We start from the raw sequence: 21,899 nt of genomic DNA, 5'->3' as shown, positions 1-21,899 counted from the left end.
CGCAAGCCGGGGCCATCCATGGCCCCGATTTTCAGAACAAGCCTGGCTTACTGAGTCCTCTGCAGCGCAGCGATCCGTACGTCCAGCGGCGGGTGCGTGGCGAACAGCCTGGCCAGCTGGCCGCTGGCGATGCCCATCGCCGCCATGTTCTGCGGCAGCGACGAAGGCGCATGCGCGGCCTGCAGGCGCTGCAGCGCGGCGATCATCTTGCGCTTGCCAGCCAGGTGCGCACCGCCCGCGTCGGCGCGGAACTCGCGCTGGCGCGAGAACCAGGCGACGATCATCGACGCGAGGATGCCGAACAGGATCTCCAGCACCATCACCGTCAGCATGTAGCCCACGCCAGGGCCGCGGCTGTCCGAACCGCGCTTGAACACCGCCTGGTCGATGAAATAACCGACCGCGCGCGCCATGAAGATCACGAAGGTGTTGACCACGCCCTGGATCAGCGACAGCGTGACCATGTCGCCGTTGGCGACGTGGCTGATCTCGTGGCCGAGCACCGCCTCGACCTCGTCCTGATTCATGCTGCGCAGCAGGCCCGTGGACACCGCGACCAGCGCGTTGTTCTTGTTCATGCCGGTGGCGAAGGCATTCGGCTCCGGCGCCTCGTAGATGGCGACTTCGGGCATGCCGATGCCGGCCGCGCGCGCCTGGCGCTCGACCGTCTGCAACAGCCACATCTCGGCCGAATTGCGCGGCTGGGTGATGACCTGCGCGCCGGTGGAACGCTTGGCGATCCACTTGGACATCGCCAGCGAGATGAAACTGCCGCCGAAACCGAATACCAGAGCGAACCCGAGCAGCGCCTCCAGGTTGAGTCCGTTCGCCGTCAGCCAGCGGTTCACGCCGAGCAGCGACGCGACCACGCTCAGCACGAGGACCACCGCCAGGTTGGTGGCCAGGAACAGGAAGATGCGCTTCATGGAATTCTCAGCCTCTGGGTTCTGGGCAAAGCCTCAATCTCGGGGCATAGACCGGATTTTCAAGGAGAAGGTTTCGCTTCCGGCGCCATCGCATCGACGCGCTGGAAACCGCGCGGCAGATGGCTGCCGCGGCTCGCACGGCTGCCCGCGTAGCCCTCCAGGTCGGCAGGCTTCAGGGTCAGCCGGCGCTTGCCGCAGACCAGCTCCAGCGGGGTGGCTTCCGGGAGCACGGCCGCGGCGAGGATGCGGTCTTCGCCCTTCAGCGCGATCAGCTTGTTGCCCTTGCCCTTGGCCAGCTCCGGCAGTTCGGACAGCGGGAACACCAGCAGGCGTCCTTCGGCCGTGGCCAAGGCCAGGCGCTCCGCGGACGGATCGGCGACGCGCCGCGGCGGCAGCACGGTGGCGGTTTCGGCCAGATTGACCACCGCCTTGCCGGCACGCTTGTTCGATTCCAGCTCGCCGAGCTTCGCGACGAAGCCATAGCCCTCGTCGCTGCCGAGCACGTAGCGGTCGGCCGTCTCGCCCATCATCATGCCGACGATGCGGCCGCCATCCTGCAGGTCTAGCCGCGTCGTCACCGGCTCGCCCTGCGAACGCGCCGACGGCAGCTCGCGCGGATTGAGCGTGTAGCAGCGGCCCTTGTGGTCGATCAGCACCAGCAGCTGGTTGGTCTTGCCCTGCACGTGGCACAGGTACTCGTCGCCGGCCTTGTAGCTCAGGCCGAGCGGATCGAGATCGTGGCCCTTGCCGGCGCGGATCCAGCCGGCCTTCGACAGTACGACGGTGACCGGTTCTGCGGGGATGATCTCGGTGGCCTCCAGCGCGGTGGCGGGCGGCCGCGCGTTGATCGGGCAGCGGCGCTCGTCGCCGTACTTCTTGGCGTCCTCCTTGAGCTCGTCGCCGATCAGCTTGCGCAGCTTGTCGTCGTCGCCGAGCAGCTCTTCGAGCCGCGCGCGTTCGGCCGCGAGCTCCTCCTGCTCGCCCTTGATCTTCATCTCCTCGATCTTCTGCAGGTGGCGCAGCTTGAGGTCGAGGATGTAGTCCGCCTGGATCTCGGTCAGCGCGAAGGTGCGCATCAGGCTCGCTTTCGGATCGTCCTCGTAGCGGATGATGCGGATGACTTCATCGATGTTGAGGTAGGCGATCAGCAGGCCTTCGAGCAGATGCAGGCGCTCATTGACCTTGCCGAGCCGGTGATTGAGCCGCCGCGTCACCGTGGCGAAGCGGTACTCCAGCCACTCGGTGAGGATCTCCTTGAGATTCTTGACCTTGGGCCGGCCGTCGAGGCCGATCATGTTGAGATTGACGCGGTAGCTCTTTTCCAGATCCGTCGTCGCGAACAGGTGCGCCATCAGCGCGTCGGTATCGACACGATTGGAGCGCGGCACGATGACCAGGCGCGTCGGGTTCTCGTGGTCCGACTCGTCGCGCAGGTCCTCGACCAGCGGCAGCTTCTTCGCACGCATCTGCTCGGCGATCTGTTCCAGCACCTTGGCCGGCGAGACCTGATACGGCAGGTGCGTGACGACGACGTTGCCATCATCGTCGCGTTCCCAGCGCGCGCGGGCGCGCACCTGGCCGTTGCCGGTCTGGTAGATCTTGAGCAGGTCGTGCGGCTCGGAGACGATCTCGCAGGCGGTCGGAAAGTCCGGTGCCGGCACGAACTCGCACAGCTTCTCGATGTGCGCGTTCGGATGCTTGAGCAGGTGCAGGCAGGCCTGCACCAGTTCGCGGATGTTGTGCGGCGGGATGTCGGTGGCCATACCCACGGCGATGCCGGTGGTGCCGTTGACCAGGATGTTCGGCAGGCGCGCCGGCAGCAGCCTCGGCTCCTGCAGCGTGCCGTCGAAGTTCGGCACCCAGTCCACCGTGCCCTGCTCCAGCTCGCCGAGCAGCGTCGCCGCGTACGGCGTCAGCCGCGACTCGGTGTAACGCATCGCGGCGAACGATTTCGGATCGTCCGGCGAACCCCAGTTGCCCTGGCCGTCCACCAGCGGGTGCCGGTAGTTGAACGGCTGCGCCATGGTGACCATGGCCTCATAGCAGGCGGAGTCCCCGTGCGGATGGAACTTGCCGATGACGTCACCGACCGTGCGCGCCGATTTCTTGTGCTTCTGGCCGGCGGACAGACCGAGTTCGGACATCGCGTAGATGATGCGGCGCTGGACCGGCTTCAATCCGTCGGCGATGTTCGGCAGTGCGCGGTCCAGCACCACGTACATCGAGTAGTCGAGGTAGGCCTTCTCGGCGAAGACGCGCAGGGACAGCTTTTCGGTTTCGATGACTTGCATGATTGCTCAAATGTGCGTGTGCGCAATGCCCGTACCGGCAGGGCTGCTCCGGCGCATGGCGCCGGATCAAATCAGTTTGACTCTGGCCTTGCGCGCGGCCTTGCGCAGGCCCTCGTCCAGCGTGGCGAGCGGAATCCGTCGTCGTCGCGCGAGCTCCAGATATGCAGCGTCATACACGGTGAGGCCGCATTGTTCAGCCAATCCCGGAATCTCGTTCTCCGCGCGCTCGCGGTCTGCCGGCTCGATTTCGATGGGAACCGCCCGCAGCGCATCCGCAGCAGCAGCCCAGTCCTCGCCAATCAGACGCCCACGCCGCTTGAGCATGGCCAGCGTGTTCTGAACCTCGAAAAGCCAGATTGCCGGCGCCACGCTGCCACCTTTGGCCACCGCGCGCGCCACGGCTGCCGGAGGTTGTTCATCCGGGGAAGCCCAGGCGATAGCCGCGCTGGCGTCGAGCACAAACAGACTCACCGCCGCCCCTCGTCGCGAGCGGCGATGATCTCGGCCACGGTGATCGGCTTGCGGCCCTTGGGCCGATTGGCGCGCAGCTCTTCGAGGCGCCGCCAGGCGCGCTCGACTTGTTCGTGTGAGCCGCCCGCCTGCACCGGCCGCAACTCAGCCACCGCCTTGCCGTGCTTGGTGATGGTGATGCGCTCGCCACGGGCCACGCGGGCCAGCAGCTTGGGCAGGTGGGTCTTGGCCTCGTATGCGCCAACTTCCATGGCGATCTCCAGACTGGTCTATTTTCAGACCAGTTTAGGCAGCGCGGGTTCCGCAGTAAAGCGAGATGGCTACACCTCGGCGCGATTGCCTTCGCGTTCCAGCCAGTCCTTGCGGTCGGAGGCGCGCTTCTTCGCCAGCAGCATGTCCATCACTGCGGCGGCCGGACTCGGCTCGCCGGGATTCTCGCCATCGAGCGTCAACTGCACGAGGCGGCGCGTGTCCGGCGCCATCGTCGTCTCGCGCAGCTGCAGCGGGTTCATCTCGCCCAGGCCCTTGAAGCGGGTGACCGTGACCTTGGCCTTGTTGCCCTCGGCGGCGAGGCGGTCGAGCACGCCCTGTTTCTCGGCCTCGTCGAGGGCGTAGAACACCTGCTTGCCGGCGTCGATGCGGAATAGCGGCGGCATCGCGATGTAGATATGCCCGGCCTCGACCAGCGGCCGGTAGTGCTTCAGGAACAGCGCGCACAACAGCGTGGCGATGTGCAGGCCGTCGGAGTCGGCGTCGGCGAGCACACAGATCTTGCCGTAGCGCAGGCCGGACAGGTCGGTGCTGCCCGGATCGACGCCGATCGCGACGCTGATGTTGTGAATCTCGTCCGACGCCAGGGCCTCGTTGGCATCGACCTCCCAGGTGTTCAGGATCTTGCCGCGCAGCGGCATGATCGCCTGGAAGTCGCGGTCACGCGCCTGCTTGGCGGAGCCGCCGGCGGAGTCGCCCTCGACCAGGAACAGCTCGGTGCGCGTGACGTCGCTCTGCACGCAGTCGGCCAGCTTGCCCGGCAGCGCCGGACCGCTGGTGACCTTCTTGCGCACCACCTGCTTGGACAGCTTCAAGCGCGCATTGGCGTGGGCGATGACCAGTTGCGCGATCTGCTCGCCCTGCTCGGGGTGCTGGTTCAGCCAGAGGCTGAAGGAGTCGTGCACGACGCCGGAGACGAAGGTCGCCGTCTCGCGCGACGACAGCCGCTCCTTGGTCTGGCCAGCGAACTGCGGATCCTGCATCTTCACCGACAGCACGTAGGCACAGCCCTGCCAGACGTCCTCGGGGGTGAGCTTGAGTCCGCGCGGCAGCAGGTTGCGGAACTCGCAGAACTCGCGCACCGCCTCGGTCAGGCCGGTGCGCAGGCCGTTGACGTGCGTGCCGCCCTGCGCGGTCGGAATCAGGTTGACGTAGGACTCCGCGATCGGCTCGGCGCTGCGGCCCTCCTCGTTGATCCACACCAGCGCCCACTCGGCTTCCTCGCGCGCGGCCTTGAACTGGCCGATGAAGGGCTCGGCCGGCAGGGTCTCCGCGCCCTGCAGGGCATCCTTGAGGTAATCGGGCAGACCGTTCTCGTACTGCCAGGTCAGCTTCTCGCCGCCGATGCGGTCGTCGAGCGTGACTTTCAGGTTCGGGCACAGCACGGCCTTGGCGCGCAGCACCTGCTTGAGCCGCGGCATCGCGAACTTCGGCGAGTCGAAGTACTGCGGATCGGGCCAGAAGCGCACCGTCGTGCCGGTGCGGTTCCGCGCGACCGGCCCGACTTCCTTCAGCGGTTTGCTGCGCTCGCCGTCGCGGAACTCGATCGCGTACTCCATGCCGCCGCGGCAGACGTTGACGACAAGCCGGCTCGACAGCGCGTTGACGACGGACACGCCGACGCCGTGCAGGCCCCCGGAGAACTGATACTGCTTGTTGGAGAACTTCGCGCCGGAATGCAGCTTGGTCAGGATCAGCTCGACGCCGGTGACCTTGTGCACCGGGTGCACGTCCACCGGCATGCCGCGGCCGTCGTCGGCGACTTCCAGCGATCCGTCCTCGTGCACCGTGACCGTGATGTTCCTGCAATGGCCGGCCAGCGCCTCATCGACCGCGTTGTCGATGACTTCCTGCGCGAGGTGGTTGGGCCGGCTCGTTTCGGTGTACATGCCCGGCCGCTTGCGGACCGGGTCGAGACCCTGCAGGACCTCGATCGCTTCTGCGCTGTATTGGGTGGAATTCGCCATGGCGTCGGTCGTGGAAAAGCGGGCGGACACTAGCGGATGCGCCGGGCGCGGGCAACTGACCGGCATCACGGTGCCTCCGGCACCCGCGACCTGCGCAGACGCCGTGTCGGCGTCGGGATAAACTGCCGCGCATGGCCAGGAAACAGGAACCCGTCGAAGCACACACCGACCCCGTCGGCCGCTTCGAGGATTCGATGAAGGAACTCGAGTCCATCGTGCAGAGCCTCGAACGCGGCGACTTGCGGCTGGAGGAATCGCTCCAGTTGTTCGAGCGCGGCGTCGAACTCGCGCGCCAGTGCCGCAGCGCACTGGACAGCGCCGAGCAGAAGGTGCGCAACCTGCTCGACGCGCAGCCCGGCCAGGGCGACGCGACGTGACGACGGACGTCGTCCGGCGCATCGCCGGTCACCGCGAGCGGCTGGAGGCGGCGCTGCAGCGCGCGCTGCCGCCGCACGACCACTACCCTGCGCGGCTGCACGAGGCGATGCGTTACGCCTGCGAGGGCGGCAAGCGCCTGCGTCCGCTGCTGGTGTATCTGGCCGGCGACGTGCTCGGCCTCGACTCGCCCCGGCTCGACAGCGCGGCCTGCGCGGTCGAGCTGATCCACGTCTATTCGCTGGTCCACGACGATCTGCCGGCGATGGACGACGACGATCTGCGCCGCGGCCGGCCGACCACGCACAAGGCCTACGACGAGGCCACCGCGATCCTGGTCGGCGACGCCCTGCAGGCGCTCGCCTTCCAGCTGCTCGCCGGCGACGCCAGTCCGGGATTGAGCGCCGAGCAGCGCGTGCGCATGATCGCGATCCTGGCCGAGGCCGCCGGCTCGCGCGGCATGGTCGGCGGCCAGGCGGTCGATCTCGACTCCGAGCACCGCCACCTGACGCTCGCCGAGCTCGAAGCCCTGCACATCCACAAGACCGGCGCGCTGATCCGCGCCTGCCTGCGCCTCGCCTGCGCCGCGGCGGACCGCTTGGGCGACGCCGAGCGCGAAGCCCTGGACCGCTACGGCAAGTGCATCGGCCTCGCCTTCCAGATCCAGGACGACGTGCTCGACGTCGAGGGCAACTCGGCGACGCTGGGCAAGACCGCCGGCAAGGACACGGCCAGCGGCAAGTCCACCTACCCGGCCATCCTCGGCCTGCCGACTGCGCGTGCGCGCGCCGACGAGCTGTTTGCCCAGGCGCGCGCGGCGCTGCAGGTTTTCGGCGCGCGGGCCGCGCCCCTGTTGGACTTCGCCGACCACATCCGCACCCGCGACCGCTGACACCGGCCGCTGTCCGCACAGCACTTTTGCGCACCGCAGCACTGGCGGATAATGCGCGGCCGACTTCTCTTACAATGCCGCCCGCACCATCCAGGTGCATCGCGCCGATCCAGCCCCGATGACCGAAATCCCCGGCTATGCCCTCCTCGGTGGCGTGCAGACGCCCGCCGACCTGCGCCGCCTCGCGCCGGAGGATCTGCCGCACCTTGCGGTGGAGATACGCCGGTACCTGATCGAGACCCTGGGTCGCATCGGCGGGCACTTCGCCGCCAACCTCGGCACCGTGGAACTGTCGATCGCGCTGCACCGCTGCCTGGACACGCCGCATGACCGCCTGGTCTGGGACGTCGGCCACCAGGCCTATCCGCACAAGATGCTGACCGGCCGCCGCGCGCGCCTGGAGACGATCCGCCGCCTCGATGGCCTCGCGCCGTTCTGCCACCGCGCCGAGAGCGAGTACGACACCTTCGGCGTCGGCCATTCATCGACCTCGATCTCCGCCGCCGCCGGCATGGCCGCCGCGGCGAGGCTCAAGAGCGAACGGCGCCGCGTCGTCGCGGTGATCGGCGACGGCGGCATGACCGCCGGCATGGCCTTCGAGGCGCTCAACCACGCCGGCCATCTCAAGCTCGACCTGCTCGTGATCTACAACGACAACGACATGTCGATCTCCGAGAACGTCGGCGCGCTGCGCAACCACTCGGCCCGCCTGGTGCGCAAGCTCGGCCTCGCCGCGCCGCACCGGTCACGGCCGGTCGACGAGGAGCACAACGAGGCGCACCTGGACAATCCGGGCGCGATGTTCGAGACGCTCGGCTTTGCCTACCACGGCCCGATCGACGGCCACGACCTCGGCGCGCTGACCGCGGCACTCGACCGTCTCAAGGACGCGAAGGGTCCGCAGCTGCTGCACGTCATCACCGTCAAGGGCAAGGGCTTCGACCCGGCGGAAGCCGATCCGATCAAGTACCACGGCGTCACCCAGTTCGACCCGGTGACCGGCGCGTTCCCGGGCAAGAAGGGCGCTGTCAAACCGAGCTACACGCAGATCTTCGGCGACTGGCTGTGCGAGGCGGCGGCCGCCGACCCGGGCGTGGTCGCGATCACGCCGGCAATGCGCGAGGGCTCCGGCCTGGTCGAGTTCGCGCAGCGCTTCCCGGACCGCTACTTCGACGTCGGCATCGCCGAGCAGCACGCGGTCACCCTGTCCGCCGGCCTGGCCTGCGAGGGCCTCAAGCCGGTGTGCGCGATCTACTCGACCTTCCTGCAGCGCGGCTACGACCAGCTGATCCACGACGTCGCGATCCAGAACCTGCCGGTGGTCTTCGCGATCGACCGCGGCGGCCTGGTCGGCGCCGACGGCGCGACCCATCACGGCGCCTTCGATCTGTCCTACCTGCGCTGCATCCCGAACCTGGTGGTGATGGCGCCGTCCGACGAGAACGAATGCCGGCGCATGCTCAGCACCGGCCTGACGCTGAACCAGCCCAGCGCGGTGCGCTATCCGCGCGGCACCGGCACCGGCGTCGCCTGTGAGCGCGAGCCCAAGCCGCTGGCGCTCGGCAAGGGCCGCATCGTGCGTGAGGCGCATGGCCGCCGCCGCCCGCGCGTGGCGATCCTTGCCTTCGGCGCGATGGTGCAGCCGGCGATCGAGGCCGCGGAAATCTTCGACGCGGTGGTCGCCGACATGCGCTTCGTCAAGCCGCTCGACACCGAGCTGATCCTCGAACTCGCCAACGAGAACGACCTGCTGGTGACGCTCGAGGACAACGCCCGCCTCGGCGGCGCCGGCTCCGGCGTCAACGAGGTGCTGGTCGCCCAGCACCACACGGTGCCGGTACTCAACCTGGGCCTGCCCGACCACTTCGTCGAGCACGGCACGCGCGAGGAACTGATGGCCCTGTGCGGCCTGGACACCGCCGGCATCCAGCGCGCGATCGGCAAGCGCCTGCGCTCGCGCGACCTCGACCGTTCGAGTTCCGCGCAGGCCGGTTAAGCAGGCTCCCCGCGCCAGCGCAGCCGCTCGCGCAGGCGCACGACTTCGCCGACGATCAGCAGGCTCGGCCCCTTGAGCCGGGCATCGGCCACGCGCTGCGGCAGATCGGCGAGCGTTCCGGTGATCACCCGCTGGCGCGGCGAGGTGCCGTCGTCGATCATCGCCGCCGGCCAGTCGGCGGACAGGCCGTGCTCGATCAGCTTCGCGCAGACCTGCGGCAGCGAGTTGAGTCCCATGTACACGACCAGCGTCTGGCCGCGCCGCGCCAGCTGGTCCCAGTGCAGGTCGAGCGTGCCGTCGGCGCGGGCATGGCCGGTGACGAAGACGACGGACTGCGCGCAGTCGCGGTGCGTCAGCGGAATGCCGGCATAGGCCGCACAGCCGCTCGCCGCGGTGATGCCCGGCACGACCTGGAACGGGATACCGTGCGCCATCAGGCGGTCGATCTCCTCGCCGCCGCGGCCGAAGATGAAGGGGTCGCCGCCCTTGAGCCGCAGCACGCGCTGGCCGTCCGTGGCGAGCCGCACCAGTTCGGCGTTGATCTCGTCCTGCGGCACCGCGTGCTGGCTGCGCGCCTTGCCGACGAACAGACGCCGCGCGTCGCGCCGCACCAGTTCGAGGATTTCGGGCGCAACCAGCCGGTCATAAAGCACGACATCGCACTGCTGCATCAGGCGCAGCGCCTTGAACGTCAGCAGGTCCGGATCGCCGGGACCGGCACCGACCAGGTACACCTCGCCAACAGCCGGGCGCTGCCGCGCCATTGCCGCCAGCTCATCGGCTGCACGCGCCTCGTCGCCGGACAGCACCTGCTCGGCCGCCGGGCTGTCGAGGAAGCGCTCCCAGATCGCGCGGCGCGCGGTGTGCGCGGCGGCGCTGCGCACCGCCTCGCGGCGGCTGTGCATGAACGCGGCCAGCCGGCCGTAGGCCGACGGCAGCATGGCTTCGAGCCGCTCGCGCAGCCGGCGCGCCAGCACCGGCGCGGCGCCGCCGGTCGAGATCGCGATCAGCAGCGGCGCGCGATCGACGATCGACGGCGTGACGAACGTGCTCAGGGTCGAGTCGTCCACCACGTTGACCGGGACACCCTGCGCGTCGGCCGTTTCGGCGACCTGCCGGTTCAGCGCCACGTCGTCGGTCGCGGCGACTGCGAGGCGACACCCCGTCAGCTGGCGCGGCTCGAACACGACGCCGGCATGCACCGCCGCACCGCTCGCACACAGCTCCGCGACCTCCTCGTTGAGTTGCGCGGCGACCACGTGCACGCGCGCATCCGCGCGCAGCAGCAGGCGCAGCTTGCGCGCCGCCACCTCGCCGCCGCCGACCAATAGCACGCGCTGGCCGCGCAGCCGCATGAACACCGGGTAATAGGGCCAGGACGTCGAGCTCATCGCAGGGCGCAACTTCGAGAAATGGCATAACAGCCTATACTTGCGATCGGTAAACGCATATACCGTGCCAGCGGACTCTCGGGCTCGCCATGAAACTCCGTCAGCTGCGTTACATCCATGAAGTGGCCCAGCGCGGCCTCAACGTCACCGCCGCCGCCGAGGCGCTGTACACCTCGCAGCCCGGCGTCAGCAAGCAGATCCGCCTGCTCGAAGAGGAGCTCGGCGTCGATATCTTCGTGCGCAGCGGCAAGCACCTGTCGGAGATCACGCCGGCGGGTGAACGCATCCTCGAACACGCGCGCCGGCTGCTCGGCGAAGTCGAGAACATCGAGCGCGTCGCCGCCGAGTTCCACGACACCGACCGCGGCGACCTCGCCATCGCCACCACGCACACGCAGGCGCGCTACGCGCTGCCGCCGGTGATCACCGCGTTCCGCAAGAAGTACCCGCGCGTGACCCTGCACCTGCACCAGGGCTCGCCGCCGCAGATCGCCAAGATGGCCGCTGACGGCCAGGCCGATTTCGCCATCGCGACCGAGGCGATGCACCACTTCGACAGCCTGGTGATGCTGCCCTGCTACCGCTGGAACCGCTGCGTGCTGGTCAAGCCCGATCATCCGCTGACCAAGCTCAAGCAGCTGCAGCTGCGCGACATCGCCCAGTATCCGATCGTCACCTACACCTTCGGCTTCACCGGCCGCTCCAAGCTCGACCAGGCCTTCGCCGCGCACGGCCTCAAGCCGGACGTCGTGCTGACCGCGGTCGATGCCGACGTCATCAAGACCTATGTGCGGCTGGGCCTGGGTATCGGCATCATCGCCAACATGGCCTGGGACGAACGCACCGACCGCGACCTCGTGCGCCTGCCGGCCGACCACCTGTTCGAGCCGAGCGTCACCCACATCGGCTTCCGCCGCGGCCTGTTCCTGCGCGGCTACATGTACGACTTCCTGCAGGCTTTTGCGCCACATCTGAAGCGCGAGCTGGTCGAGGAGATCAGTGCGGTCGCCGACCCGGAAGAGCGCCGCAGGCTCACGCAGCAGCGGATTCCGGACATCCCCTAATAACGCTTCGTTCTGATCATAGTTCTGCAACCCCCTTCGGCGCATGACAGGGCGTTGCTAGGCTGCGCGCCACCGAACTTCCGAAGCATTCAGCCCGACCCGCATTCCGACGATGTACCGCTACGACGAATACGACCAGGCGCTGGTCGATCAGCGTGTCGCCGAGTTCCGCGACCAGACGCAGCGCTTTCTCGCCGGAGCACTGTCGGAGGACGAGTTCCGCGCGCTGCGCCTGCGCAACGGCCTGTACATCCAGCGCTTCGCGCCGATGCTGCGCATCTCGATCCCCTACGGCCTGCTGTCGTCGCGGCAGCTGCACATGCTCGCGCACATCGCCCGCAGCTACGACAAGGGTTACGGCCACTTCACGACGCGCCAGAACATCCAGTTCAACTGGCCGAAGCTCGAACAGGTGCCGGACATCCTCGCCGACCTGGCTTCGGTCGAGATGCACGCGATCCAGACCTCGGGCAACTGCATCCGCAACATCACCGCCGACCATCTCGCCGGCGTCGCCAGGGACGAACTGGTCGATCCGCGTCCCTACTGCGAGATCACCCGTCAGTGGGCGACCTTCCACCCCGAATTCAACTGGCTGCCGCGCAAGTTCAAGATCGCGTTCTCGTCCTCGACGACCGATCGTGCCGCGACGCTCGTGCACGACATCGGCGTGCACATCGTGCGCAACGAGGCCGGGGCGCTTGGCTATCGCATCTTCGTCGGCGGCGGCCTCGGCCGCATGCCGATGCTGGCGCACCAGGTGCGCGACTTCCTGCCAGAAGCCGACTTGCTGTCCTATCTGGAAGCGGTGCTGCGCGTCTATAACCGGCTGGGCCGGCGCGACAACATCCACCGCGCGCGCATCAAGATCCTGGTCAAGGAACTGGGGCCGGCGAAGTTCACGGAAGCGGTCGAAGCCGAGTGGGCGAAGATCGACAAGGCCGCGTTCACGCTCGACCGCGCCGCGCTGGAGCGCATGAAGGCGCATTTCACGCCACACCCCTACGCCGCCAGCGCCGACAGTGAACGCGATACCCGCAGCTACGCCGCGGCGCTGGCCGCGGACAGCGGGTTCGCATCGTTCGTGCGCCGCAACGTGCGCGATCACCGCGTGCCGGGCTACAAGGCCGTGTTCGTGTCGCTCAAGGCCCCCGGCGTCGCCCCCGGCGACATCAGCGCCGCACAGCTGGACCTCGTCGCCGAACTGGCGGAGCGCTACAGCTTCGGCGAAGTGCGCGCGACGCACGACCAGAACCTGGTGCTCGCCGACGTCGCGCAGAAGGACGTGTATCCGCTGTGGCAGGCGCTCAAGGCGGCCGGCCTGGCGACGCCCAACATCGGCCTGCTGACCGACCTGATCTGCTGCCCGGGCCTGGATTTCTGCTCGCTGGCCAATGCCGGCTCGATCGGCGTCGCCGCAGACATCAACGACCGCTTCGATGCGCTCGACCATCTGCACGACATCGGCGAGATCAAGCTGAAGATGTCGGGCTGCATGAACGGCTGCGGCCATCACAGCGTCGGCCACATCGGCATCCTCGGCGTCGACAAGAAGGGCGAGGAGTGGTACCAGGTCACGCTCGGCGGCAGCGCCGAGAACGATGCGAGCCTGGGCGAGCGCACCGGCCCGTCGTTCAACCGCGACGCGATCGCCGACGCCGTCGTGCGCATCGTCGAAACCTATCTCGACGAGCGCCGCGACGAGGACGAAACCTTCCTGCAGTGCTACCGCCGCGTCGGCATGGCGCCGTTCAAGGCGCGGCTGTACGCCGAAGAAGGAGTGGCAGCATGAGCACGCTGATCCGCGACAACGCTGCCGCGACCGACGACTTCGTCGCTCTGGCCGACGACCAGCCGCTGCCGGCCTCGGGCAAGATCATCGTACCGCTGGCCCGCTGGCTGGAACTGGACAGGACCGCTGTCACCGCGACCGTCGGCGTCAGCGTTCCGAACACCGTCGATATCGACGCGGTCTGGCCGGCGCTCGCCGGTCGGCCGCTGATCGAACTGAACTTCCCCGCGTTCGGCGACGGTCGCGCCTACAGCCAGGCGCGCGTGCTGCGCGACCGCTGCGGCTACGCCGGCGAGCTGCGTGCGCGCGGCGCGGCCGTGGTGGTGGACCAGGCGGCGCAACTGGCGCGCTGCGGCTTCAACGCCTATGTCCTGCGCGCCGACCAGAACGCCGAGGCATTCCTCGCGCGTCTGCAGCGCACCGCGGGAACCGCCTGGTACCAGCACCCGTCGCAGCGCCCGCTGCCCGCGTCCGCGCGTCAGGCGTAACGCCAGCGCTGCCCGTCCTTGGAATCCTCGATCAGCACACCGCGCGCCTTGAGTACGTCGCGGATGCGATCGGACTCGGCCCACTGCTTGTTCCTGCGTGCGTCGGCGCGCTGAACCAGCAGCGCGTCGATCTCCTCCGCCGTCGGGCGACCATCGACCTGCGGCGCCCACGCGAACCACGCCGCCGGCGGCTGCTGCAGCAGGCCCAGCACGCTGCCTGCATCGAGCATCTGCGCCTTGATCCGCGCCTTGTCGGCTGGTGATTCGGCCTTGTTCGCGGCGCGCGCCAGCTCGAACAGCTCGGCCAGCGCCATCGGCGTGTTGAGGTCATCCTCGAGTGCGTCGATGAAGGCCTGCGGCGCCCGCACGTCCGGCGCGGCCTCGACCTCGCCCAGGTCGCGCAGCGCACCGTAGAGCCGATCCAGTTTCTTGCGCGCCTCGGCGACGACCTCGTCGGTCCAGTCGATTGGCTGGCGGTAGTGGCCGGTGAGCAGCACCAGGCGGATCGCCTCGCCGGGCACCGACTTGAGCAGCTCGTGCACCAACAGCACGTTGCCGATCGACTTCGACATCTTCTGGTGATCGACATTCAGGAAGCCGTTGTGCAGCCAGTAGCGCGCGAAGATCTTGCCGCCGTGCGCGCAGGTCGACTGCGCGATCTCGTTCTCGTGGTGCGGGAAGATCAGGTCGTGCCCGCCGCCGTGGATGTCGATGGTCTCGCCGAGCAGCGCCTCGGCCATCGCCGAGCATTCGATGTGCCAGCCCGGTCGGCCGCGGCCCCACGGAGATTCCCAGCCCGGCTGCTCCGGCGTCGACGGCTTCCACAGTACGAAGTCGCCGGCGTGCTTCTTGTACGGCGCGACCTCGACGCGGGCACCGGCCATCAGTGCCTGCTCGTCACGCCCGGACAGCTGGCCGTATTCCTTGAAGCTGAGCGTGTGGAACAGCACGTGGCCCTGCGCCTCGTAGGCATGACCGGCCGCGATCAGGCGCTGGATCATGTCGATGATCTGCGGCAGATGCGCGGTCACGCGCGGCTCGAAGTCCGGTGGCAGCACGCCCAGCGCTGCCATGTCCTCGCGGTAGATCGCCGCGAAGCGCTGCGTGATCACGCCGATGTCCACGCCCTCCCTGGCCGCCGCCGCGTTGATTTTGTCGTCGATGTCGGTGATGTTGCGGGCGTAGGCGACGCCGGGAAAGCGGCGCCGCAGCACGCGCGCCAGCACGTCGAACACCACGGCCGGACGCGCATTGCCGATGTGCGCGTAGCTGTACACCGTCGGCCCGCAGACGTACATCGTCACCCGCCGCGGATCAAGCGGAACGAATTCTTCCTTGCGGCCGGTCAGGGTGTTGTGGAGCTGCATAACGAGTCGGGTCGGGAAAGCCGGCGAAGGATACCCGCAGGCGTTGCCGAAGTCGCGCCCTTGCGCCGCTCCGCCAGCCTGCTAACGTTGTCGGCCGACGTCCGGCGACCGCAACGATGGCCGACTCCTCCTCCCGCCCGCGCCACCACACCGCGCGCGGCTTCCGCAACAATCACACGACCGACCAGCACGGCGGCTTCGACCTGCTGCGCTGGCTGCCGGGCTTCCTGCTCAAGCCGTACCGCAGGCCGCCGTTCACGGTGCTGCGCCCGCCGGTGGAGCGGCTGCGCCACAACCGCACGCAGGACACGCTGACCTGGATCGGCCATTCGAGCTTCCTGCTGCAGTTCGCCGGCCGCAACCTCGTCACCGATCCGCACCTGGGTGAGCGCGCCTCGCCGGTCGGCTTCGCCGGCCCGCTGCGGCTCAATCCGCCGGCGCTGCACCACGCCGACCTGCCGGCGCTGGACGTCGCGCTGATCTCGCACAATCACTACGACCATCTCGACGAGCCGACCGTGCGCCGGCTCGCGCAGGAGCATCCGCAGCTCACCTTCGTCGTGCCGCTGGGGCTCAAGCGCTGGTTCGCGCAGCGCCGCATCGCGCGCGTGATCGAACTGGACTGGTGGCAGAGCGCCGAGGTCGCCGGACTGCGCGTGGACGCGGTGCCGGCGCAGCATTTCTCCGGCCGTAATGCCAGCGACCGCAATGCGACGCTGTGGTGCGGCTTCGTCGTCGAGGCCCGGAACCGCCGCGTCTATTTCGCCGGCGACACCGGCTACTCGGCAGATTTCGCCGACATCGGCGCGCGCTTCGCGCCGATCGATCTCGCGCTGCTGCCGATCGGCGCCTACGAGCCGCGCTGGTTCATGCAGTTCATGCACGTCAACCCCGAGGACGCGGTGAAGATCCACCGCGACATCGGCGCCGTGCAGTCGGTGGCGATGCACTGGGGCACGTTCCGGCTCACCGAGGAGCCGCTCGACGAGCCGCCGCAGCGCCTGCGGCGTGCACTCGACGACGCCGGAATCGCTCACGACCGCTTCTGGGTGCTTCAGCACGGCGAGACGCGGGACCTGTTCGCCTGAGCGCGCCGCCGCCGCAGCGCCCCGACAGTCCCTACGACGGATTGAGCAGCCGGTCGAGCTGCGCCTTGCGCTGCGGCGCGGGCAGCCTGGCCAGCTGCTGCGCCTGCGCATGGAAGCGTGACCAGTCGCGCCCAGCGCGCTCGAACAGCGCGGCGAAGGCCGGTGCGTACTCGTCGTAGAGTCCGAACGGCAGCAGCCGCGCATTGTTGGGCGTCGAGTCGGCAAACCAGGCGTCGTAGCGCCGGTCGCCATGCCACAGCGTGTCGCGCAGCTGCTCGTAGTCCGCCTTGAGCTGTGCAAACGCTTCGGCCTTGTGCGCGCGCATGGTCTCGAGATCGAGCGGCTGCGCATACAGCGCATCGAGGCGCTCGCGCAGGTCCAGCACCAGCTTCACGAACTGCGTGCGGCGCTGCGGTCCTGCCGTGTCGCCAGGCGGCAGGTCCGGGTGCGACGCGGCGTAGGCGCGCAGCCCTTCCTGCTGGACGAAGCTCGCGTAGGACTCGTTGAAGCGGGTGTCGTCCTTCACGTAGAGCTTCTGGTGCGCCAGCTCGTGGAACACCGTGCCGACCAGCTGCGCATCGTCCCAGTGCAGCATCGTGTTGAGCACCGGATCGTCGAACCAGCCCAGCGTCGAATACGCCGGCACGCCGCCGACGTGGACGTCGTAGCCCTGGGCGCGCAGCTCGGCGGCGCGCGCCTCGGCCTGCGCGCGGTCGTAATAACCCTGGTAGGCGACGCAACCGGCGAACGGGAAGCAGTGCTCGACGCCGTGGAGCGAGAACTCCGGCGTCGCGAACACGTTCCACATGACGTAGGGCCGGCCGAGGTCGGCGTAGTTGCGGTAGCTGCCGTTGTCGGGCAGGCCGAGCGCGTCCACCGCCCAATTGCGCGCCTGCACGACCTGCTGCAGGCGGTATTTCAGTTCCGGCGCGGTGTCGGAACTGGCGAGTAGCTCGGCGATGGGCCGGCGTTCGTGCAGCAGCTGCCACTGGCCCCCGGCGAGGTGGGCGTAATAGCGCAGCCGCGTGCAGCCGCTCAGCGTCGCCAGCACCAGGCCCGCCAGCAGGGTCATCCTTACTACTCGCATGGCACGTCACAAATCCTTAACGTAAGCGTCCCCGATTCATTGCCGAAGGCACATCCATAGTGCCGCCCCCGGAGGATGAGGTTCCATGTTGCGTTCCAAGCTGTGGCCGGTTGCGTTGATCCTGCTGATGTCCGCCTGTGGCGGATCGAACTCCGGCAGCTCCGGCGGTCACTCGCCGACCAGCGGCGAGACCCCGCCGCGCGTGCCGGTCGCCGCCAGCCGTGCCGGCACCAGCTACCGCCAGGAAATCGACGTCGCCGCCACCGGCGACACGATCGTGTTCCAGGTCTTCGAGCCGACCCAGCTCGAGGTCGGCAAGACCTATCCGCTGGTGCTGCAGGGGCACGGCTACGGCGGCTCGCGCATGCTTGAACCGAGCGCCTTCGCGCAGCGCCTGCTCGACGCCGGCTACTACGTGATCTCGATCGACGAGCGCGGCTTCGGCGAGTCCGGTGGCACCGTGCGCGTGATGGATCCGGAATTCGAGGGCCAGGACCTGATCGCGATCCTCGACTGGGCGGAGAACCTCGAAGGCCTGCGCCGGCGCGGCAATGGCGAGATGTACGTCGGTTCCTACGGCGGGTCCTACGGCGGCATGTACCAGATCCTGCTGTATGCGGCCGATCCCAAGCACCGCCTGCGCGTGCTCTCGCCCGACATCACGCCGCACGACCTGACCTACGCGCTGAACTCGCACAACGTCATCAAGTCCGGCTATGCGCTGGCGCTGTCGGCCGGCGGCGAGAGCCCGACGGCCCTGCCGGGCATCCTGACCGGCGCCGATCCGGGTCCGATCCTGAACTACCTCGACCGTCCCGGCCCGCGCCAGGACCCGCTGATCTACGAGACGCTGGTGCAGGGCGCGCTGACCAACGTGTTCCCGGAAGCGGGCTTCAACGCATTCAAGTATCACAGCGTCGCCTACTTCTGCGACGGCCAGCCGGCCGGCCCGCAGCCCTTCGTGTTCGCGACGCCGGACGCGCTGACGGTGCCGCCGACGCGGCCGCCGGCCGCCGACGTGCTGCTGACCCAGGGCTTCCGCGACACGCTGTTCAACTTCAACGACGGCCTGGGCAACTACGAATGCCTCAAGGCGCTGGGCGGTGACGTGCGCCTGCTCACCCACCAGTCCGGCCACATCCTGCCGGTCAGCCTGAGCTCGGCGCCCGGCGCCGAGCAGGGGCTCGATCCCTTCTTCGCGGCGGTCACCGTGCCCAATTTCCAGGACGCCGGCGGCTCGCAGACCTGCGGCAGCATCGACCTGACCGAAGTCACCTTCGCGTGGCTGGAGGAGAAGCTGCGCGATCAGGCCGGCGCCGTCGATGCCGTGCTCAAGACAGGCCCGCGCGTCTGCCTGAGCCTGGGCGAAGGTGATGCCGTGGCGGTCAACGGCGTCAAGCGCGGCGGCACCTCGTTCACGATCGACGCCAGCACGCCGCAGTTCACCTCCACGCTCGGCGTCGCCGGTGCGACGCTCGGCAACGGCTTCCGCGAACAGCTGCTGGCGAACCAGACCCTGCTGACCGTACCGGCCGGTGGCGCCGTGCTCGCCGGCGTGCCGCTGCTCGACATCGAGATCGGCGGGCTGAGCGGCCTGGAGATGGCCAACTGCGCGCTGGCGCAGCTGCAGCTGGGCTGCGACCCGATCCTGTATCTGGCGATCGGCCACCGCAAGGCCGGCACCGAGCGCTGGGACGTGATCGACGACCAGATCACGCCGGTTCGCGGCTTCGGCAGCCATACGATCGAGATGAACGGCATCGCCGAGCGGCTCGCCGAAGGCGATGAACTCGCGCTGCTGATCTACGGCTTCCACGCCCAGTACCCGGTGACCTGGTCGCGTGACCTGTTCGTGCCGGCGGTGAACCTGTCGGGCACGGTGCAGCTGCCGCTGCTGTCTCCTGCGGAGATCGCGCAGGACGGCGTCTAAGCCTTGTCCAGCCAGACTTCGAGGCCCTGCGCGTTGAGTTCCATGTCGAAGGCGAGCAGCGCGCGGCTGCGCGCCTCGCCGAGCGGGCACTGCAGACGCTGCAGCTGCGCCAGCGCGTCCGCCGTGAGCGCATTGACCAGCTTGGCGTGACGGTCGGGCGCGTCGGCGTAGCGGCGCGCCAGGTCCACGTAACGGCCGATGGCCGTGCGCAGCTCACCGGCCAGGCGCCTCACCTCGCCGACACGGCCGAAGTGGGTCAGGTACATGTGCTGCGGATCGAAGCTCAGCAGCCGGTCCAGCGTCGCATCCCAGGCGTCGGGCTCGAACTGCACCGGCGTCGTCGTCGGCAACAGGAAGGCCCCGCCCGGCCCGTCGAAATCCCGGTAGGACAGGCCGAAGGTGTCGCCGGTGAAGAATCCGCGGCTGGCCTCGTCCCACACGCAGAAATGGTGGCGCGCGTGCCCCGGCGCATCGACGAACTGCAGCTCGCCGTCGCCCAGCTGCACGCGCTGACCGTCGGCGGCGACGATCACGCGCGCCTCCACGACCGGCGCGATCTCGCCGTACATCCGTGCCACGGCATCGACGCCATAGACCGCCTGCGCACCGGCGATCAGCTTCGACGGATCGATCAGGTGCCGCGCGCCGCGGGGATGCGCGACCAGCATTGCATCGGGCAGCGCGCGCATCAGCAGACCGGCGCCGCCGGCATGATCCAGATGCACGTGCGTCGGAATCACGTAACGCACCCGTTCACGGGCGATGCCGCGCGCGTCGAGCAGCGCCAGCAGTCCGGGAACGCCCGGCGCGGTGCCGGTCTCGATGATCGCCACCTCGTCGGCGCGCCGCACGAGATAGCAGCAGGCCAGCCCCGGCCGCTCCTGCAGCGTGTCGATGCAGCTGATGCCGTGGTCGTAGTCGATGACGGGGGGCAGTCGGGCAACCGCGGTGTTCATGTGCGTGCGACGTCCTGGGGGACGCCATTGTCGCGGATTGCGCCGCGATCGAGAACCGCCGGTCTCAGGCCGCGGAAGCGCGCGGCGCCGCTGCCTTGCGCAGAAGGCCGACCAGTTCCTCGCGCCGGTAGATGCCCAGTTTCTTGTAGATGCGCGAGGCGTGGTTGGCGACCGTGCTGATGGCGATGTCGCATTCGCGCGCGACGCTCTTGAAGGTCTTGCCCGCCGCCAGCGCGCGTGCGATCTGCTGCTCGCGCGGCGACAGCACGTCGATCGGATGCGGGCGGCGCGCGTGCAGCAGGTACAGCCCGCCTTCGCGCGCCAGCCGGAAATGCAGCGCGCCGACCACGAAGGAACCGTGTTCCTCCTCCAGGGCCGCGCGCGGAAGGGCAAACGGCAGGCGCGAACGGTCGGTCTCGCCGTGCTGGCCTGCGACCAGCTCATGGAACCGCGCGCTCGCCAGATAGATGCCGCCGGCGGCATCGACCAACGCCGCGGCGCCACGCGACACCCGGCCCATCGCCTGCAGCCAGTCGTCGTGACGGATGAACTGGGCCAGCGCCAGCGTACCCGCCTGCACCAGGTGCCCGACGATCCTGCGCAGCAGCGGGCGGTCCGGCTGGCGCTGCGGCGGGAACGCCAGACAGACCACGCTGCGCATGCCGGTATCGCGGTGCGCCACGTCGAACGCGAGCGCCCAGCCCGCCGCCGGCGAAACGCCGCGCCAGTCGGCCGGCAGCGGCCGCAACTCGCGCTCGCGCGCACCGGAGGCGAAGCTCAGGCGCGCGACCGCCTCGTGCGGGATCGCCGCCTGCGCCGGCCAGGTCGCGAACTCGCCGCGCAGGCCGGCCGCCGCGCGCGTCAGCCAGGCGGCCGCCGCGGCGCCCGACCACTCGCACAGGCGCCGCAGGGCCTCGACCCGGAACTCCGTCCAGGGCCGGTCGAAGGCGGCCGCATAGAACGCCTGGATCAGGCGCTCCGTCTCACCCCAGTCACTGTCCCCCATCGTCGGTCTCGTCCTCGCGCGGACTCGCGGATCATGGCTTGCCGAGGAAGTCGGCCTTGCCCAGCTCGACGCCATTGTGGCGCAGGATCGCGTAAGCGGTCGCGCAGTGGAAAAACACGTTGGGCAGCACGAAGTACTGCAGATAGGTCAAGGCCGGGAACGTGACCGGCTCGCCGCGCAGCTTGATCGTCACGGACCGCGACTCGGATGCGTCGATCTCGGCGGCGGGCACGCTGCCGATGAACTCACGCGTGCGGGCGATGCGCGACTGCAGTTCGGCGAAGGTGGCCTCGGCATCCTCGTAAACCGGTGGCTCGCGGCCGGCGAGGCGGGCGGCACAACCCTTGGCGATGTCGGCCGCGATCTGCACCTGACGGATCAGCGGCAGCATGTCCGGATAGAGGCGGTCACCGAGCAGCACCGCCGGATCGAGGCGCCGCGCCTCGGCATGCGCCTCGGCCTTGGCCAGCACGTGCGCGAGATTGGCGAGCGCGCGGTCCACCACCGGGATCGAGACGGCGTACATCGACAGCGCCATGGCA

Annotated in this window: 19 protein-coding genes; 8 read left to right on the top strand and 11 right to left on the bottom strand. The window is 68.9% G+C overall.

Going from position 1 to position 21,899, the window contains the following annotated elements:
* Nucleotides 1-47 precede the first annotated feature (47 nt).
* The 5 genes from htpX to parE form a co-directional block, all read right to left on the bottom strand.
* Nucleotides 48-926, bottom strand: coding sequence for a protease HtpX (gene htpX, locus AAG565_RS04895; protein WP_348818437.1), 879 nt, complete (start codon nucleotides 924-926; stop codon nucleotides 48-50).
* 59 nt (nucleotides 927-985) lie between these two features.
* Nucleotides 986-3,217, bottom strand: coding sequence for a DNA topoisomerase IV subunit A (gene parC, locus AAG565_RS04890; protein WP_348818436.1), 2,232 nt, complete (start codon nucleotides 3,215-3,217; stop codon nucleotides 986-988).
* Nucleotides 3,218-3,283: 66 nt separating this feature from the next.
* Nucleotides 3,284-3,688, bottom strand: a complete 405-nt coding sequence (locus AAG565_RS04885) for a type II toxin-antitoxin system VapC family toxin (protein ID WP_348818435.1) — start codon at nucleotides 3,686-3,688, stop codon at nucleotides 3,284-3,286.
* A complete protein-coding gene (locus tag AAG565_RS04880) occupies nucleotides 3,685-3,939 on the bottom strand; it encodes a type II toxin-antitoxin system prevent-host-death family antitoxin (protein WP_348818434.1) in 255 nt (84 codons plus the stop codon). The genes AAG565_RS04885 and AAG565_RS04880 overlap by 4 nt, the downstream gene beginning before the upstream one ends.
* Nucleotides 3,940-4,008: 69 nt before the next feature.
* Nucleotides 4,009-5,925 (bottom strand): DNA topoisomerase IV subunit B, encoded by a 1,917-nt coding sequence (parE, locus tag AAG565_RS04875; RefSeq protein WP_348818433.1) that lies wholly within the window; start codon nucleotides 5,923-5,925, stop codon nucleotides 4,009-4,011.
* A 131-nt stretch (nucleotides 5,926-6,056) separates the two neighbouring features.
* Here parE and AAG565_RS04870 point away from each other — a divergent pair, with 131 nt between their 5' ends.
* The 3 genes from AAG565_RS04870 (at nucleotide 6,057) to dxs (ending at nucleotide 9,188) form a co-directional block, all read left to right on the top strand.
* Nucleotides 6,057-6,302, top strand: coding sequence for an exodeoxyribonuclease VII small subunit (locus tag AAG565_RS04870; RefSeq protein ID WP_348818432.1), 246 nt, complete (start codon nucleotides 6,057-6,059; stop codon nucleotides 6,300-6,302).
* Complete coding sequence (locus AAG565_RS04865; protein ID WP_348818431.1) at nucleotides 6,299-7,192, top strand: farnesyl diphosphate synthase; 894 nt, start codon at nucleotides 6,299-6,301, stop codon at nucleotides 7,190-7,192. Before AAG565_RS04870 ends, AAG565_RS04865 begins: the two co-directional genes overlap by 4 nt.
* 118 nt (nucleotides 7,193-7,310) lie before the next feature.
* Nucleotides 7,311-9,188: a 1-deoxy-D-xylulose-5-phosphate synthase gene (dxs, locus tag AAG565_RS04860; protein WP_348818430.1), complete on the top strand. Its 1,878-nt coding sequence runs from the start codon at nucleotides 7,311-7,313 to the stop codon at nucleotides 9,186-9,188.
* On the opposite strand, the gene cysG is transcribed toward dxs, so the two are convergent.
* Nucleotides 9,185-10,579: a siroheme synthase CysG gene (cysG, locus tag AAG565_RS04855; protein WP_348818429.1), complete on the bottom strand. Its 1,395-nt coding sequence runs from the start codon at nucleotides 10,577-10,579 to the stop codon at nucleotides 9,185-9,187. The genes dxs and cysG overlap by 4 nt on opposite strands.
* Nucleotides 10,580-10,668: 89 nt before the next feature.
* Here cysG and cysB point away from each other — a divergent pair, with 89 nt between their 5' ends.
* The 3 genes from cysB (at nucleotide 10,669) to AAG565_RS04840 (ending at nucleotide 13,923) form a co-directional block, all read left to right on the top strand.
* On the top strand, nucleotides 10,669-11,643 hold the full coding sequence (gene cysB, locus AAG565_RS04850) for an HTH-type transcriptional regulator CysB (RefSeq protein WP_348818428.1): 975 nt from the start codon (nucleotides 10,669-10,671) through the stop codon (nucleotides 11,641-11,643).
* A 112-nt stretch (nucleotides 11,644-11,755) separates the two neighbouring features.
* Nucleotides 11,756-13,435 (top strand): nitrite/sulfite reductase, encoded by a 1,680-nt coding sequence (locus tag AAG565_RS04845; RefSeq protein ID WP_348818427.1) that lies wholly within the window; start codon nucleotides 11,756-11,758, stop codon nucleotides 13,433-13,435.
* Nucleotides 13,432-13,923, top strand: coding sequence for a DUF934 domain-containing protein (locus AAG565_RS04840; RefSeq protein WP_348818426.1), 492 nt, complete (start codon nucleotides 13,432-13,434; stop codon nucleotides 13,921-13,923). The genes AAG565_RS04845 and AAG565_RS04840 overlap by 4 nt, the downstream gene beginning before the upstream one ends.
* Here the strand turns inward: AAG565_RS04840 and cysS are convergent.
* Complete coding sequence (cysS, locus tag AAG565_RS04835; RefSeq protein ID WP_348818425.1) at nucleotides 13,914-15,290, bottom strand: cysteine--tRNA ligase; 1,377 nt, start codon at nucleotides 15,288-15,290, stop codon at nucleotides 13,914-13,916. The genes AAG565_RS04840 and cysS overlap by 10 nt on opposite strands.
* 116 nt (nucleotides 15,291-15,406) lie before the next feature.
* On the opposite strand from cysS, the gene AAG565_RS04830 reads away from it, so the two are divergent.
* Entirely contained in the window at nucleotides 15,407-16,378 is a 972-nt protein-coding gene (locus AAG565_RS04830) for an MBL fold metallo-hydrolase (protein WP_348818424.1), read from the top strand.
* Between the two features lie 31 nt (nucleotides 16,379-16,409).
* Here the strand turns inward: AAG565_RS04830 and AAG565_RS04825 are convergent, their stop codons facing one another.
* A complete protein-coding gene (locus AAG565_RS04825; protein WP_348818423.1) occupies nucleotides 16,410-17,450 on the bottom strand; it encodes an aminopeptidase in 1,041 nt (346 codons plus the stop codon).
* A 100-nt stretch (nucleotides 17,451-17,550) separates the two neighbouring features.
* On the opposite strand from AAG565_RS04825, the gene AAG565_RS04820 reads away from it, so the two are divergent.
* The gene (locus AAG565_RS04820) at nucleotides 17,551-19,395 is read left to right on the top strand and encodes a CocE/NonD family hydrolase (RefSeq protein ID WP_348818422.1); all 1,845 of its coding nucleotides are present in this window, start codon (nucleotides 17,551-17,553) and stop codon (nucleotides 19,393-19,395) included.
* Here the strand turns inward: AAG565_RS04820 and AAG565_RS04815 are convergent.
* The 3 genes from AAG565_RS04815 to AAG565_RS04805 form a co-directional block, all read right to left on the bottom strand.
* A complete protein-coding gene (locus tag AAG565_RS04815) occupies nucleotides 19,392-20,351 on the bottom strand; it encodes an MBL fold metallo-hydrolase (RefSeq protein ID WP_348818421.1) in 960 nt (319 codons plus the stop codon). The two genes, AAG565_RS04820 and AAG565_RS04815, sit on opposite strands and share 4 nt — an antisense overlap.
* Before the next feature lie 64 nt (nucleotides 20,352-20,415).
* Nucleotides 20,416-21,357: a LuxR C-terminal-related transcriptional regulator gene (locus tag AAG565_RS04810; protein ID WP_348818420.1), complete on the bottom strand. Its 942-nt coding sequence runs from the start codon at nucleotides 21,355-21,357 to the stop codon at nucleotides 20,416-20,418.
* Nucleotides 21,358-21,388: 31 nt separating this feature from the next.
* Nucleotides 21,389-21,895 carry a DUF1993 domain-containing protein gene (locus tag AAG565_RS04805; RefSeq protein ID WP_348818419.1) on the bottom strand — a complete coding sequence of 169 codons (507 nt, stop codon included), beginning with the start codon at nucleotides 21,893-21,895 and terminating at the stop codon, nucleotides 21,389-21,391.
* Nucleotides 21,896-21,899: the final 4 nt, after the last annotated feature.

The sequence above is a fragment of the Fontimonas sp. SYSU GA230001 genome (assembly GCF_040066175.1).
In the GTDB taxonomy this organism is placed as follows: domain Bacteria; phylum Pseudomonadota; class Gammaproteobacteria; order Nevskiales; family Nevskiaceae; genus Solimonas.
The sequence above is the reverse complement of the archived record's forward strand: the minus strand, read 5'-3'. Positions and strand labels throughout refer to the sequence as shown.